12 protein-coding genes are annotated in these 15,382 nt (G+C 46.7%); 5 read left to right on the top strand and 7 right to left on the bottom strand.

Features of this window, described 5'->3' with window-relative positions:
* Positions 1–229: 229 nt before the first annotated feature.
* The 6 genes from Tfer_RS15120 to ocwA all read right to left on the bottom strand — a co-directional run bounded on the left by Tfer_RS15120 (position 230) and on the right by ocwA (position 7,627).
* Positions 230–889: a YkgJ family cysteine cluster protein gene (locus tag Tfer_RS15120; protein WP_052219120.1), complete on the bottom strand. Its 660-nt coding sequence runs from the start codon at positions 887–889 to the stop codon at positions 230–232.
* 62 nt (positions 890–951) lie between these two features.
* On the bottom strand, positions 952–1,293 hold the full coding sequence (locus tag Tfer_RS15115) for a YlbF/YmcA family competence regulator (RefSeq protein WP_052219119.1): 342 nt from the start codon (positions 1,291–1,293) through the stop codon (positions 952–954).
* Positions 1,294–1,335: 42 nt separating this feature from the next.
* A complete protein-coding gene (locus Tfer_RS15110; protein WP_052219118.1) occupies positions 1,336–4,491 on the bottom strand; it encodes a phosphodiester glycosidase family protein in 3,156 nt (1,051 codons plus the stop codon).
* 111 nt (positions 4,492–4,602) lie between these two features.
* Entirely contained in the window at positions 4,603–5,526 is a 924-nt protein-coding gene (locus Tfer_RS15105) for a PHP domain-containing protein (RefSeq protein ID WP_427916570.1), read from the bottom strand.
* Between the two features lie 139 nt (positions 5,527–5,665).
* Positions 5,666–5,932, bottom strand: a complete 267-nt coding sequence (locus tag Tfer_RS15100) for a YkuS family protein (RefSeq protein WP_013121425.1) — start codon at positions 5,930–5,932, stop codon at positions 5,666–5,668.
* A gap of 117 nt (positions 5,933–6,049) precedes the next feature.
* Positions 6,050–7,627 (bottom strand): outer cell wall terminal reductase A, encoded by a 1,578-nt coding sequence (gene ocwA, locus Tfer_RS15095; RefSeq protein ID WP_052219117.1) that lies wholly within the window; start codon positions 7,625–7,627, stop codon positions 6,050–6,052.
* A gap of 287 nt (positions 7,628–7,914) precedes the next feature.
* On the opposite strand from ocwA, the gene Tfer_RS15090 reads away from it, so the two are divergent.
* The 4 genes from Tfer_RS15090 (at position 7,915) to Tfer_RS15075 (ending at position 12,140) form a co-directional block, all read left to right on the top strand.
* Entirely contained in the window at positions 7,915–8,226 is a 312-nt protein-coding gene (locus tag Tfer_RS15090; RefSeq protein WP_052219116.1) for a 4Fe-4S dicluster domain-containing protein, read from the top strand.
* 173 nt (positions 8,227–8,399) lie between these two features.
* Positions 8,400–9,677, top strand: a complete 1,278-nt coding sequence (locus tag Tfer_RS15085) for an O-antigen ligase family protein (RefSeq protein WP_052219115.1) — start codon at positions 8,400–8,402, stop codon at positions 9,675–9,677.
* Complete coding sequence (locus Tfer_RS15080; RefSeq protein WP_052219114.1) at positions 9,667–11,364, top strand: energy-coupling factor transporter transmembrane component T family protein; 1,698 nt, start codon at positions 9,667–9,669, stop codon at positions 11,362–11,364. Before Tfer_RS15085 ends, Tfer_RS15080 begins: the two co-directional genes overlap by 11 nt.
* Positions 11,364–12,140: a hypothetical protein gene (locus Tfer_RS15075; RefSeq protein ID WP_052219113.1), complete on the top strand. Its 777-nt coding sequence runs from the start codon at positions 11,364–11,366 to the stop codon at positions 12,138–12,140. The genes Tfer_RS15080 and Tfer_RS15075 overlap by 1 nt, the downstream gene beginning before the upstream one ends.
* A gap of 133 nt (positions 12,141–12,273) precedes the next feature.
* On the opposite strand, the gene Tfer_RS15070 is transcribed toward Tfer_RS15075, so the two are convergent.
* Complete coding sequence (locus Tfer_RS15070; RefSeq protein WP_052219112.1) at positions 12,274–13,629, bottom strand: phenylacetate--CoA ligase family protein; 1,356 nt, start codon at positions 13,627–13,629, stop codon at positions 12,274–12,276.
* Positions 13,630–13,944: 315 nt separating this feature from the next.
* Between Tfer_RS15070 and Tfer_RS15060 the strand changes: the two genes are divergently transcribed.
* Entirely contained in the window at positions 13,945–15,246 is a 1,302-nt protein-coding gene (locus Tfer_RS15060) for a DUF1015 domain-containing protein (RefSeq protein WP_052219110.1), read from the top strand.
* The last annotated feature ends 136 nt before the right edge of the window (positions 15,247–15,382 follow it).

Raw genomic sequence — 15,382 nt, 5'->3', positions numbered from 1 at the left:
CGGCGATTTGGCCGGGTTCAGTGATTTCAACCGAACGGAGTTTACACTGTCTCCGCCCGTAACCTTGGAGCAACGGTTGTTTACCACCATAGCGGAACTCACGGCTGTGGTTTTGCAGCATCAAGCTCCCTGGTAGCGGAGAGCCCACCCACCCTTCCCTCTCCTTCAATCAGACAATATATACGATGAGGACGTGATGTCTTTGTCTTCAATCTGACAGGTTCGGTCATCACCGAACCCATTTCAGCTTTTCCCATAATTGCGGGGTACATAAATCCTTTAAAAAAACCTCATCATAAGAACGTTTTCCTTCAAATGGAGTAGGCAACCAGTCATCTTCGTGCAAATCCAGGTCTATAGCTTCATCAATCTTAGGCTCTATAATCCCCTGGCGGACCATTTTTAACCAATCACGAACCAGTTGGTCTTCGCCGGTATTTACCACAACTTCCCTCAAACGAGCCGCTCGCCTGGAGGAAGGACAGCAAATGTATGTTTGGCAAACCAGCGGCCTCACCTGATACTGGCAGCACAGTCTGCTGTCGGGCGAATTCAGCCGGCAAATACCATCGGGCCCCAGTTGCAATGTTATATCTACTGCCCGGCCGTGAACGTAAATGTAAATGTATTTCGCAAAAAGCTCCTCTAGTGGGATAACCGACGATAACTTAACCACATCTATTGATGTTAGAGGTATACGTTCCTGGCAGCAAACATTGCAAGCCATACAAGTACCCGCCTGGGCCTTTTCATGCCGGGGCCTGGCAATACCGCTTTCCTCAATGAATAAGTTGATTGCCGCAAGGTAATCGGCTACTGTGGCATCCTCTGAGAGAATTAGCACATCATAGCCCTGTTTGTTTTTCTCGGACCGTACTTCTACTTTCATCGATATTGCCTCTCACTGTGTTGCATTGGATACTACCCCCCTAAGCTGTCAATCAAGCAGTATCATGCATTTTTCTCAAACAAATCCAGGCCTTCGCCAATTATCTTCTGAATATCAGCCATCAACCTGCCGAATTTAAACTCTGCCTCCAGGTAGCTCTTAATTTTTTGATTGGCTGTAATAATCTCCTGCATTTTATGCAGGGCTTCCATTTTATCTGCCGGAGGCTTCTGCCCCAGCAGGCGGGCCTTTTCCACTTCCATCTGCCGGTTACGAAAATCGGTCAAAATTTTCTTGGCTTCCGCATCGCCGTCAATCAACTTTTTCGCCCTGGCAAATTCCTTATAATATTCATTTTCTTTGATAGCTCTCGCCAGGTTATGAGCCAGGTCATAAACGTTCAAACCGCAGCCCTCCTCTTCATAAAATTAATTGCTCTATAGAATCTATTCAGCGGTATTCATATAATATTCCAGCATATTGGCCAGTACAACAGTGGCTTCCGCCCGGGTAGCAGTATCCTGCGGACGGAATAAATTATTGCTCCCTTTTAACAGACCGGCAACCTTGGTATTCCGTATTGCCTGGACAGCCCAGGCAGGTATTTTGCCGGCGTCAGCATAAGCAGACGGCTGTTTGCTGTCGGGAAGTTGGAGGCATTTATTAATGATGACAGCCATTTCAGCCCGGTTAATCATTTTATCCGGCTGGAACCGTCCATCAGCATATCCGGCTACGATTCCCCTCTCAACAGCGGCGGCAACAGCTCCCCGGGCCCAGACAGGAATACTGTCTTTAAATTGCAGGTTCTCATTATTAGCTGACCAGCCAAACAGGTTGGAAAGGAGCACCACAAACTCCGCCCTGGTGACCCCCTTTTGAGGCAGGAAACGGTTGCCCGGAAAACCGGAAACAAGACCTTTAGCAGCCATTTGTTCTATCTGTCCCTTGGCCCAGGAGTTATTTATATCATTAAATACCGGAACGGGCCGAACATCCTGCAACAGCGCAAAAAGCCCCATTTGCTCCGATTTGGCCGTAACAATACGCCTGTCTTTATCAACTTTTTGTGGCACCTGGGTCCATTTTTGGGAGCCCGGGTTCCATTTCATCAGGCGTATCCTGTTAATATCGGCGTTTCCTGTATATTTTACAGATAATGTATAAGGTTTTGCCCTTTGAGCTCCCGTGTTGGAGAGTGATTCCCCGGTAATTTCAAAAGCAGGCAGTACCGGATTGAATCCGGGAGTTGCCATATCAAGAGACCATTTTTCAGACATGGACACCTGCCGTATGGGAAGCGCATTGGCCGGGATGCTGATTTCTACATTATCCCCCAGTTTTCCTTTTGCAACAGACCCAGGCTTAATATCAATGAAAACCGATTTCGGTTCAGGGGCCTGTGCCGATAAATCCTGAGCCGTCACAGGCATCAGCAAGGTTAGTTCATCCAGGGCTATAAACCCTTTGTTCAGACGGTTTTTATCAGTTTCCACCACATAAATGGAAGACAACTTAACGGGATATTTTATATCGGCAGGGAATTTTCCGGTTACATGTTTCCACCCCTGCCAATTGACGTTTTTCGCCAAATCAACCAGTTTTTCCTCACCATTTGCATCAACCAGTTTTGCCCTGAGCCAGTGGTTGTTGCCACCGTTTCCGTAAACCCAGACACCCAGCCCCAGGGGATGGCCCGGCAGAGGCAGGCCGTCGCCGAATCTCCCATAAGCAGCCGCTGTCGTTCCTGCCTTAGTTAAATCATATTCCAATATACCGGCTCCTGTTCCTCTGAAAACGGGTTCACCGGGAACTGCCGCCCGGAATTTCCCCGTAACTCCCGCCGGATATCCGGCAAATCTGTAAGCTTGAAATGTCTCCAAGCCGGAATAAGGTTTTTCTGCAGCTCCTATACGGACAGGAACCACAGCTTTCACCCCATCAACAACAGCCGTCAATTGTCCGGTTCCTTTGGTCCCGGCGGCTACAAAGGATTCGCCCACTACCTGACCTACCTCGCCCTGAACTTCCCACTGGACCTCGCTAGCCTTGACATTAAACCTGATCCCGTTCTTGGCCGTAACCACCAAAGACAATGCAACGCTATCGTTTTCATTTAATTCTATGGCCTTCGGGAATACCTCCACCTTCGCAATATCGGCGGCGCCTAGGATATGAATATCATAAGCCTGCTCCACTCCGTTCATGGAAGCAATTACCTTAGCATCACCGCTCTTATGGGCAGTCAGGACATTACCCTCAAATGTACCTAAATCCGGCTCAACCCGCCATGTAATCTGGGAAGGTTCCACCTTATAGGGGTTGTAGTGTTCATCGTAACCTTTTGCTGAATACGACCTGGTTGTTCCCACCAAAAGATACCTGTCTCCGATTATCTTTAAACCCTTGAATTCCCCGGCCGGGGCGGTGGAAAAAATACCAATTCCCGTGGGCACTGCCCGCTGACTCGTGTATACAGGCTTGTTAATAAGGGAAATAGAATTATCACCCAACAGTCTTGCAGCCATGGTAGAAGAACCGCCGCCGTCAAGGTTTATAGCCTGCCAGCAGCCAAGGGAGGCCATAAAATCAGCCAGTTCCTCCTGGGTCATTCCCCTGGAACCATTACCTCCGTCGACAACCACCAGGTACATGGTCTTGCGGTCCTGGGTGTAACCGATACTGGTCCGGGCCCTTTTACCGGTTATATTCTGGGTAAACCAGCTCCGTTTGCCATAGTTGACAAGCATGGCTTGTCCACCTACGGCAGCCTGAAGATTTTCTCCTTCGGGAGTAATGCGGTAGCTCACGGAAACCCCCGTTCCCGGCTTGAGGTTTTCCTTTACCCATGCGGCTGCTTTACCGTTAGCCGACAGCACGTACCCGTTTTGGGGTATGGTCACACCCGCCATATTGGTGCGGACTTCTTTCACTACATCGTTTTCCACCACAACTTCAACAGTTTCCGCCAACTCCGGCAGTTTTCCCCGGCTCTTATCGCCCCAGCGCGGGGTGTACAGGTTGAGTGTATCTTTGTCGGAGGAAACGCCATTTGAGACCAGATATGTAGGCTTATTAACCCCAAAGAGGGGATAAGTTTGCCCATTGGCAGCCTTTACCTGCCCTTCAAAACCAAAAATATTGATCATCGGCAGCTTATCGGTAGTGATACCGAAACCATACATATCATTGCGCTGGGCCGGGGAACTGATAATTTCCCCGTCCTGAACCGTCAAACCGATAGGCGCCTTCTCATCCATCTGAAAAAAATCCCCATTAATCCCGGCCACTGCCCCGGCATTTTCGGTCATTTTTGTCACCGGCGCAGCCGCAGTCAGTTTACTGCCTGTCCCCACCATAGTATTAACCTGTACATAAGGGTTTGTTAGATCCACTTTCAGCACGTAAATTTTCAGGGTTCCTTCAGATGTATATTGGGTAATTGTCCGGATAGTCACCCCTTCGGCAATAGGTTCCTCAAAGTTGTCTTCATTAATTACCGTGTAAGCAAGAGCATTACCCGGAAAAACAACGGAAACCAGCATAAAACATACAGCCAAAATTAAGTTGAAAACCCTGTTTAATAACTTACTCCGCTTCAAAAGACCATCCCCTTGTTCATTTTGAATGTTTTACACATTTATAATTATAACGTATCGCCATCCAAGAATAAACATTGTTGGCAAAATAAGTGTCAAAAAACTGTGTGCCCGCTATTTCATGAGACGCTTTTTCGCCTCTTTAAGCGGCGCAAGAATTTCATATGGAATTCTCAGATTCCCGCAGCCTATACCAATTTCTATCTCAGGCTTGTTGGAACCGTGAAAATCGGTGCCTCCGGTAACCAAAAGCCCGTAATCTCCCGCCAGTTTCAGATACAGTTCCGTCTCTTCGGGCGAATAGGCGCTGTAATATGCTTCAATACCCTGTAAACCGTAACCCTTTAAATTTTTAAGCTCCTCAATGAGCAACTCTATGGAATTATACCCAAGATATTTGGGGTGGGCCAGAACAGGTATGCCACCGGCCTTTTGAATCAGTTCGATTCCTTGCCGGGGCGTTAGTTTCTCCTTTTTTACGTAAGCGGCCTTCCCTGCACCAAGATATTTATCAAAGGCTTCCTCGAAACTTGCCACATAACCTTTTTCGACCATAACTGCCGCAAAGTGCGGACGACCGACCACTTTCCCGCCGGCCTTTTCGGCCACTTCCGCCATGCTTATGTCCATGCCCAGGTCCCTTAACTTCTGAAGCATCCTGGGGTTGCGTTCTTCGCGGTAACGGCGCAGTTCCTGGAGAGCTTCGGCCAATTCCCGGTTATTTATATCAACAAAATAACCAAGGATATGCATCTCCCCGGCCGGGTGCTCTACACTTATTTCTACACCGGGAATTAACTCAAAACCCTGTTGTTTAGCTTCTTTTAAAGCCTCCGGTAAACCGTCTATAGTATCGTGGTCTGTAATCGCCACCGCTGCCAGGTTCCTTCCCCTGGCATACCTGATAAGCTCTGCGGGAGTCAGGGTCCCGTCCGAAGCAGTCGTATGTACATGCAAATCAATTAATCCTTCCAGCATACCTGTCCCCCCAAAATGTTTATTTTCCTTCAAATATCCTAATTCTTCTAGTTCCGCCATTATTTTTCCTGCCCTTTCCGCAATTGTTTCCGGGCCGGTATCAAAAATCTTGGCCTTTAAACATGACCATTTTATTTTTATTGCTGCGTTACCAATTCGGTGTATGTCTGAAGCTTAAAAAAGAGGCCTGTCAGGCCTCTTAATAACGTACTTGACCAATACGCCTCTTCAGTTCGTCATGCACCTGCTCCGGGCTCATCCCCCTTGCGTTTATAACAGGAGAATCGGTTAAAACCGTATTCATACCCATTAAATTATTATCCTGCCCGGAAACGATGATGGCATCGCAGTTCTTCAATTCTGCGCCTGTCTGCGTATGCGGATCAAGACTTACAATCTCATAACCCTGAGTAGATAAGTACTCGCTTATATTGCCAAGGGTTCCTTCCACAGCTACTCTCTTCATGTCCATCCTCCTTAATAAGTGGTTTATTAGTATTATTCAAAAAACAGGACATCTTTATTCCAAAACCCGCCGTCATAAAATAAGGCCCGGTAAGAACCGGGCCTTCATTCAAACCATTTATTGGAGTTTCTGTTCCGCAGCGGTTAACAGCTTAACGGCCAGATCATAGTTATGTACGCCGTTACTACCGTCAGCAGCTACAATGGAGTAATAAGTAAGGGCCTCTTTATAAGCCTGGGTATTGGCAGCGGCTTTCTTGGCGTCAAGCTTAGCCTTCACCTTGGCTAACCGACCTTTAATGTCATTCTGCCAGGTATCAATAACATTCTGCAGGTAATCCTGGCTTGCTCCCGGATGGCAGGAGGAACAGGAATCAGGCATGCCGTTTGCTTTGCCGTCCTTGGGCATAACTACCTTCATCAGGTGGCTGGCTTTGGGTCCTGCAGTTTTGGGCATGTGGCAATCAACACAAGTTACGCCGGCCTTATACATTACACTTGGAGAATCGGGGAATCCAAGACCGATTTTGCCTTCGTTCATTTCTTTGTGCGGATGGTGTACTTCTTTACCTGCCACTATGCCCCCCTCCGCATTGTGGCATTGAGTACAAATTTCCGTTTTGGGTTTCCTTAAGAACGCTTCCTTGGTAGCCGCTGGGTCATGAGAAGCGTGGCAAACCTGACAGGTTACGCCAAGCTTGGCATCATTCATCGTTACAGTGGTTCCTTCTTTGGCGAGGTAAGCTTCAGCAGAGTGACATTTCAGACACCTGTCCTGAGCATGGCCATTTCCTTTCAGAGTTTCCAGGGCAGTAGCATGGCCGGTCATCAGCCATTCAGGATACTGCAGATGGTGAGAGTTTTTCGCATGCTTGGTAGGCCAGAACAATTTACCTTCCTTGTCTCCCTCGACAGAAACTACAGTGTAATAATCCGCCAGTTTCTTGCCGGGTACGTACTGGCCTTCGTCATTATACGGATAACCGAAAGGCTTCCCATCAGGCGTTTTGGCAACAGAATCTCCGCGGCTGTGACACTGACCGCAGTTTTCCGCATCGTAAGATATAACCATTTTTTCGCCCCGTGGATTTTTAATGTGCTTGGCGCCGGGGCCATGGCACTGTTCACAGGTAATACCAAAACCGGCAAAAGCCTTTGCGGCTTTAGGATTCTTGTCGGTAGGAACAGTCAATCCGGTTACGTGGCAGCCCGCACAGGTGCTGAGCCAGGGAGTGCCTTCGCCAATGGCTTCAGCTTCAATTTCCCATTCTCCCTTGCCGGCATCCCAGGATGCCCACATAACAGGATAATCATCAGCCGGTACACCGAAGGTACCTTTCTTGCCGACCAATTCCTGTACCTTCAGAGCGCCGGGTTTACCCAAAAGAACATATTGAATGTCCTCGGCTTTAAAGTTTAACATCTTAGGATAATTGCCTTCAAAGTTTCCAGGTAAAGCCTTTGGGTCTTTGGTTACATCTTTGATAAAGTTTCCGTGGCTGGTTTCACTCCAAGCAGAGTGAACGTCACTGTGACAGGTTTTGCAAGCCTCATCACCGACATACTCAGTATTCTGGGCTACTGCAGGTCCGCTGTCTGCAGGCTTTTCAGCTTGCTCTTTGCTACAGCCTACAGTGAAAGTGGCAAGAAGCATAATCATAAGGATAATACCGAGTTTGACAGCTTTTTTGCTCACAATTCATCCTCTCCTTTCACATATATTCGGCTTCCCCCAATCACTCCTGATAAATTCCAAACATCCCCCCTTAAGTTTAATCAATCAATTATTGTTACTATCTTACTTAATCTTTTCAACATAAGGTAAAGTTTTCCTCCATTTCAGTCAAAAAATTGCGCAATTTGTAAAATTTTGACGATTCTCTTTTGCTGATTTCCCATGGATATTTAGAAGTGTTTTGGCAAATCCTAATTGAGATTCCTTTACATAGTTACATCTGAAATCTCAGGAAGGAGGCGAGATAAATGGAGAGACAATGGGAGGTTAATACTTATGAAAATGAAAAAGGTAAATTCAACCTTTACCCTGGTTTGTGTAAAGGCTGCGGTTTATGTATCGAAAAGTGCCCCGTCAAAGTTATTGAATGGTCAAAACAACTGGGATTCCTGGGGACACCGGCAGTCCTACCCAGAATGGATGGCTGTATTGTTTGCGGCACATGCCAAACCGTCTGCCCTGATGCCGCCATTCACATTGAACGCTTTGCCAGAAAAGCGCCTCCGATGGCCGCTCCTGTGCGAGAAACAGCCGACCCCGCCACCCATAATAAAAAATAGAACCCGGGCAAGCTTATTCTAGCTGTTTGATAAATTTAAAGGGAGGTTAAATGTTTTCCGAATTATTTAACCTCCCCTTAATTTCAAATACTACCTGCATTGTAGCAGCTATTTCCTTGTGGTATAATATCGTATGATATGCAAAATTCCACGCTCTGTGTCAGGGAGGTACTATGCACAAAGTTAAACATTTCCTGTCAGATTACATATCGGGTGAAAACCTGCTGGAATCAGCTTCTTTTATCTTATTGCTGATTATAATGGCTTTTCCCGCCATTGATTACCTACTCCGAAATATTTTAAGCATCCCCGTTCTTTCCTCTGCGTGGGACGAGCTTTTGTTACTGGCCGGACTGGGCCTGGCAGTCCTGCATCGGTTCAGTGACAATCAGCATCAACCCGCTGCTGCCGTCAATCACGCTATGCTGGTTTTTTTTCTTTTGGGCATAGCAATGGTGGTCATGGATTTATCCACTTTCGCCGTGAACGTAGAAGGTTTCAGAGCAATTTACGAGTATATCCTGTTTTTTTATGTTGGATTTTACCTGGCCGGAAAATATCCGCAGACGCGGACTCTTTTGTCTGTAGCCATGGTAGTAGGCGGCCTTATCGCTCTTTACGGCATATATCAATATATCGTGGGAGCCCCCATGCCCGGTCGCTGGGTAGATGCCGGTGAAGCAGTTCATACCAGGGCTTATTCTATTGTGGGCAGCCCCAATCTGCTGGGCAGCCACATGGCGCTGCTGGCGCCAATTGGCATGGGACTGTTTATGAGTACAAAAAACAAACTTAATAAGATCTTTTGGGCAGTTTTGACCGTAATAATCCTGACCTGCCTGGTCCTTACCCTGTCAAGGGGTGCCTGGCTGGCCTTTGTCGGGGCGCTGGGGATTATGGGTATTTTCTATGATAAACGTATTTTGGTCGTTGGTCTGATAACGGTCATTCTGGCGGGGCTTTTTGTCCCGACTGTAAAAAACAGGATGTCCTACCTGTTCTCTGCTGAATACATGGAAAAAAGCGCTCAGAGCGGCCGGATCAGCAGGTGGCTGGCCGCCTACGACCAGATGCGCACAGACCCGCTATTCGGAGTCGGCATGGGACATTTCGGCGGCGCTGTGGCCAAAAGGACCTATAATTCAATTTCTGTAGACAATTATTACATGGGTATGCTTGCTGAAACGGGCCTTTTGGGCCTGGGCTTATTTTTGTATTTAATCTTCATCGTTTTAAAGAAAGGTTTTGATGCATGGAAAAGCTTGAAAGCCCCGGAAAAACGATATTTGGCCGCCGGAATCCTGGCCGGGCTACTCGCTATAGCTCTGCATAACGGGGTGGAAAACATTTTTGAAAGCCCATACCTGAATTCCTATTTCTGGACAATGTCAGGCCTGCTGGTGGCCTTATCCAGGGCCGAAACCGATAGGAGTGAACCATATGAAGAATAGTCCTGCCCAAATTTTGCTGGATATATGCATAACTGTCCTTTTTGCTTTGTACGTATTTTTCTTTTACCAACTCCTTATCATACCGGCTGTTCTGGACTGGTCTGTTTACGGCATAGCCCTGTCGGTCCTTCTGGTTTTTCTCCTGGCCTGGTCTCTGCCTGCCACGGTCCGAACCAAATGGCTTGTGCTTGCGGCGGTTTTTCTCCTGGGTGTGAAATCACTCAACAACCTTCAGGACAACAGTCTATCGTGGCAAATTACAGGTGGGGCGATTATTTTCTTAATTTTGCTGGTAACAGGATATATCGCCGGTCGTTTTCACCTGCGTCAGTTTGTAACGGCTTTTTTAATTGCGGTAATGCTCACTTATACTGTTGACCTGACTCAAATCCCTTTCTGGTCCGAGTTTTCGGTAAAATGGAAAAGCCCTCTGCTTTACCCAAAACAGACTTCCGTAGATTATTTCCCAGTCCAGGTGGCCGATATTGACAGAGACGGACTGGCAGAAATCATCACCCAGGGCAACCCGAGGAAAGCCAGGGACTACATCACTCATCATACCAGACCTCCGAAGGAGCCCCTTGAAGGCGAGGAAAACCAGGTTCTGGTCTACAAATGGTCCAATGAGGGCTTTCAGCTTATGGCTCCGGGCTCCTATGACCCGGAGCCGGTCTTAAGTGCCCTGAAACCAGATTATATCAGCCTGCCATATTATAAAATGAAGTGGGAAAAGAAGGCCGGCGGACAATTACAGCAAAAACTGACACCACAACTGAACGTAACAGGTTTGATGGACCTGGCCCTTAATTTCGGTATGGCACCTTTCAGTTCTCTGCAACTGAGTCTGGAAAGTGTGGCTTCGAGAGACAGCAGTATAAAACAACTCTATAAAAATATGGATATGCATGTGCAGCCGACTGCAACGATGCTGGATTATAAAAGCCGTATGCCCGTGGACAGGCAGGAAGCTAAAAACCTGTTCATAGACGGCTACAATTTCTCCGGCGAATTTGCCGGACAAGAATTCAGGGGCACTACAAAAGGCACCGGAATTATGGCCGGTGGTACTATGGCGGGCAACAAAAAGGTAGCCATTTTGTTGGGTAAATCTCTGGAAGTCCTTGCTCTTACCGGCCCGCAGGCCGGTTCCCTTCTGGGAGAATTGACAGGCGAGGACGTAGAGGATGTAAGTACGGCCGAGATACTGACTGCTGATGTGAATAATGATAATATAGACGAAATCATGCTCAACACGGAATACGCCAAACTATTGCAGTTGAAACCTGATGGACAGTGGAAAGTAATCTGGAGCAGCCGTGATGACAGTTTCCGTTTCGAAGATTTCAACACCCTGGGTTCCGGTAAAAAACCGGAAATTATTGCTCTCTCCAAAAGCCTGGTGCGCAATAACCCGACCCGGTACATAACGGGTTACGAACTCACACCGGGAGGCCTGAAAACCAGATGGCGTGTATTTACCGGCCTCATCAACCTGCAGGCCGCTGATGTTGACGGTGACAAGGAAAACGAGTTAATCGGATACCTGTATAAAAACCACAGGCTATTTGTCCTGGAAAAACATAACATTCCTGTTACCCAGATTCTTTACGGGATAACGGGCTTACTGATTGCCTGCGGCATATACCTGCGGTTGTTTAAAAAACCTGGGCCCGGGGAGGTGCGCTGATGCGGAAGTCTCTACAAGCACTGTTATTTCTGGCAATATGTATATCGCTGCTGCTAGGAGGTTGTACTTACCGGTCCGGTCCCAAAAAACTGGGGGTTGAAGAAGAAGGTACGCAAGAGTATTCCGTCAATCCCAGGGCCAGCGCCATCATCCGGAAAGCCATAACCACCACAGAACAGCGGGGCCAAAAATTCTGGTTTAACGGCTGGATAGTAAATAAAATTCAGAAACGAAAGACCACCAGTATGTACGACGGAACCTATGTCAGAGGAAAGGGGTACCTGGTAAATGCCCGTGTTCTTGGACAGCAGTTCAGGTATTACCGGTGGGGCAAAGAAGCTTATATGTCCAAAGAAGAGGAATGGGTAAAAGCCCCCCCGGCGCAGGAACCGCCCGATCCCTTTGCCGGCTTCAGCCGGATAAAACCTTACGCCAACAAGGCCAGACAACTGCCTGACGAAAAAGTGCTGGACAGGGAGTGCTATGTGCTTGAAATCAACCTTACCGGCCAGGAGGTCCAGAATATTTTCGGCTCGTTAAGGCCCGCTTCGGAAAAGCCCCTGGAAAACCTGTTGCTGGACCGGTTAGAAATGAAATACCGTCTCTGGATCGGCAAAAAGGATAACTATATTTATCAAATAAAAACAGAAACCGTAATGCCCGTGCCCCAGGCCGGGAGCATGTATCACGAAGTATACTTCCGTTTCTGGGACTACAACAGCAAAAGTATTACCCTGCCGAAACCGGAAAACATAACTAAATACCTGAAAAAGTAAACGGAAAGGGGCTGTCGGAAATTTTGAACTGAACTCAGTTCCCGGACAGTCCCTTTCCGTTTATAGTATCCAAACTAAAAAAGCCATCCAAAATAAAAGCACACGTCCTTTTAATAAAAATGAAAGTATTGTTTCATCTTAGCGGAAATTCCCTGACAGCGTACCGCACCTTGCCCGAAGCGGCAGCGGGAATTTTATCCGTGTACTGGACGGTTAATTCTATATTTCCCATAACTTCCCTGATTTTTTGTGCAAAAAATCTGATTTCCTCTTCATTAAAGTTATTGCCCGGCACAATCTTTAAATGTACTCGCTGCCGGTCTTTTTGTATAATTTGGAACTTACTGATACCATCTAAGTTGCGCGCTATGTGGTTAAAATAATGTCCATGAACATAGGTACCGGCAGTTGTTACAAAAATATCATCCTCTCTTCCCTTTATTTCCGTAAAAACAGGCAGAGGACGGCCGCACTCGCATGGTTGTTTCTGCCAAACGGCCACATCTCCAATCAGGTAACGTAGCCTGGGCATAACGCGATTGTTCAGGTCCGTAACCGCTACAAGCCCGCTTTGTCCCTGCTTTACAGGTTGCAGTGTGTCCATATCCAACAACTCAATCACGGCGTTTTCGGCCGTAACATGCATACTGCCCTCAGGACACTGGTAAGCAATGATTCCCCCATCACGAGCCCCATACTCGTTAATGGTTTTACAGCCAAAAGCCCGTTCAATCCTTTCCCGCTGAAAATCAAAAAGAGTTTCAGCTGTTGATACAACTCCCTTGAATTTACCCTGCAAAGTTATCCCCCGGTCCAGCAGCATCTGTGCAAACAGGTCCAAAGCCGATGCGTAACCGTAGAAATATACGGGTTGAAACTTTTCAATAAGTTTCACATGCCGCTCCAACTCAGATTCCTTTAAATCATAGGCGCTGATAACAATCCTGTTTTTCAGGTATCGTTCCTTTAATTCGTAAGACCATCTCTGCTTTTGGGAAAGTTCTATGGGAGAGCCCCAAAGCATTACTGAGGGGTCTCCCGGCCTAATATCCCACCAAGAAAGACCCCGCCAGCGGGCTGCTTCGTAATACTCAACAGTTTTGCGGTCCATATAAAATTTAACCGGTTCTCCTGTAGAACCACCGGTACGGTTTGGTATCAATCCCTGCTTACTTTGTCCTTCCGGAAAATACAATTCACTGTTTTCAGAAAAATGCTTTTTTGTTAAAACCGGTAATTTAGTTAATACTTCAAAGGGGGCGTTTTCGACAGAATCCAATAAAAACTCATATTCCTTATAAGCAGGAACCCTGGTTAAACAGTGGGTCAATAATCCTTTTAATTTCTCTGCCTGCAACCTTTTCAATTCTTCAGCAGACATTTTTTCAGTTTCATGCAGGTAATTTAAATAGGTCCTAATTTTGTTTCCTTTAAAAATTTCCATTAAAGGAAAATAGATTCTTCTTATTAAAATACCATTTAAATCCATTTGCATCCTTCCCTATTTTATTCTTTTATTAAAACAAAAACAAAAGTTGTAGTTAATAATATTTAACAATTTTTCTAGTTCAAGTTAATATTTTCTATACTGTTAATACTTTTAATATTTTCTGTACAATAAATTTTTTTCCTGCTTATTCTTTATATACCATATGGTATACATTTTCAGTAATTTCCATAACATAAGTGGTATGGTTGTCCGATAATACATTCCAACACCTGCTTTTTAAGTTGAAAATGGGTAAAGAATATATTAAAATTAATGGAAAGTCCAAAAAAGAGACAAAAAAAGGAGGCGCACTAAATGGCCGTAATAATTCCATTCCGGGGTCTGAGATACAACCTCGACAGAATAGGCGATCTTAACAATATCGTTACCCCACCCTATGATGTCATCGACCCGGCCGGGCAGGAAATGTTTTACGAGAAAAGCCCTTACAACATTATCAGGTTGGAGCTGGGCAAGAAATATCCCACTGATACCCCGGAAAACAACCGCTACACCAGGGCCGCCGAAACCCTGCGCGCATGGGTTGAGGAAAGCATCCTGGTCAATGACCCGAAACCTTCCCTTTATCTTTACGAACAGGAATTTGAAGCAAGAGGGGAAAAGAAGATCCGCTCAGGTTTCATAGCCGGAGTACAGGCAGAAGATTACAGCAAAGGCGATGTCCTGCCCCACGAGGAAACCCTGCCGAAACATAAAGCCGATCGCCTGGAATTAATGCTTACCACCGAAGCCAACTTCAGTCCCATCTTCGGGTTATACGCAGATAAGGAACATAAAATTGAAACCATCCTGGAACAGGCTAAAGGAAACCGGCCGCCCGATGAAGAGGCCGTGGACAGCAACGGTGTGATTAACCGTCTTTGGGTCATATCCGATGAAAAAGCTGTTCAATCCATTGTAGAACTGATGAAAGACAAAAAGATATTTATTGCCGACGGGCATCACAGGTATGAAACAGCCGTAAACTTTGGCAAAGAAATGGCCGCCAGGGGTAAAGAAGGGTTTAATTACCTGATGGTAGCCCTGGTCAACCTGTATAACGAAGGACTCGTTGTCTTCCCGACCCACAGGCTGGTTAACAACATCCCTGACCTGAATGTTGAGAGATTGCTGGCCGGTCTGCAGGAGAATTTCCATGTGGAAGAGGCAAAAGATATTACCCTGCCGCCGTTTATTACCGAGTTGGAAAGGCGCGGAGCTGTTAATCCCTCGTTTGGCCTCTACACCCAGGAAGGTAAATTCTACTGGTTAACCCTCAAGGATATCAGCATTGTGGACAGGCTCGACCTGCCCGGCCATTCGGCTGCCTGGAAGCAACTGGATGTTTCCATCCTACATACCCTTATTCTTGAAGGTCTGCTGGGCATCGGTAGCAAACAACGGGCTGACGAAAGCAACCTGAAATACGTCCGGGAAGACGATGCCGCCAAAGCCTTTGTGGATAGCGGCGAATATCAGTTGGCCTTTTTCATGAACTCCACCAAAGTGGAAGAAGTTACTGCCATCGCCACCGGCGGTGAAAAAATGCCGCAGAAATCAACCTTCTTTTATCCGAAGGTGATTACCGGCATGGTCATGAATAATTATAAAAAATAAAGGCTCATGTTGCTTTAATATTGGCAGGGTAGGAGGGTGTCTCCGCTACCTGGGAGCTTTGTGCTGCAAACCCTTGCCGGGCAGGCAGCGTTCCCGAACTCGATGGCTCATATAGCATTTCTGATAAGTCAGGCCG

Origin of the sequence: Thermincola ferriacetica (genome assembly GCF_001263415.1) — a bacterium.
Taxonomy (GTDB): Bacteria; Bacillota; Thermincolia; order Thermincolales; family Thermincolaceae; genus Thermincola; species Thermincola ferriacetica.
This window is presented reverse-complemented; position numbering and strand designations above follow the sequence as displayed.

Coding starts and splice junctions, on each gene's coding strand:
- Tfer_RS15120 (WP_052219120.1), bottom strand. CDS start 889: ATGAAAGTAGAAGTACGGTCCGAGAAAAACAAACAGGGCTATGATGTG.
- Tfer_RS15105 (WP_427916570.1), bottom strand. CDS start 5,526: ATGGCGGAACTAGAAGAATTAGGATATTTGAAGGAAAATAAACATTTT.
- Tfer_RS15100 (WP_013121425.1), bottom strand. CDS start 5,932: ATGAAGAGAGTAGCTGTGGAAGGAACCCTTGGCAATATAAGCGAGTAC.
- Tfer_RS15090 (WP_052219116.1), top strand. CDS start 7,915: ATGGAGAGACAATGGGAGGTTAATACTTATGAAAATGAAAAAGGTAAA.
- Tfer_RS15085 (WP_052219115.1), top strand. CDS start 8,400: ATGCACAAAGTTAAACATTTCCTGTCAGATTACATATCGGGTGAAAAC.
- Tfer_RS15080 (WP_052219114.1), top strand. CDS start 9,667: ATGAAGAATAGTCCTGCCCAAATTTTGCTGGATATATGCATAACTGTC.
- Tfer_RS15075 (WP_052219113.1), top strand. CDS start 11,364: ATGCGGAAGTCTCTACAAGCACTGTTATTTCTGGCAATATGTATATCG.
- Tfer_RS15070 (WP_052219112.1), bottom strand. CDS start 13,629: ATGGATTTAAATGGTATTTTAATAAGAAGAATCTATTTTCCTTTAATG.
- Tfer_RS15060 (WP_052219110.1), top strand. CDS start 13,945: ATGGCCGTAATAATTCCATTCCGGGGTCTGAGATACAACCTCGACAGA.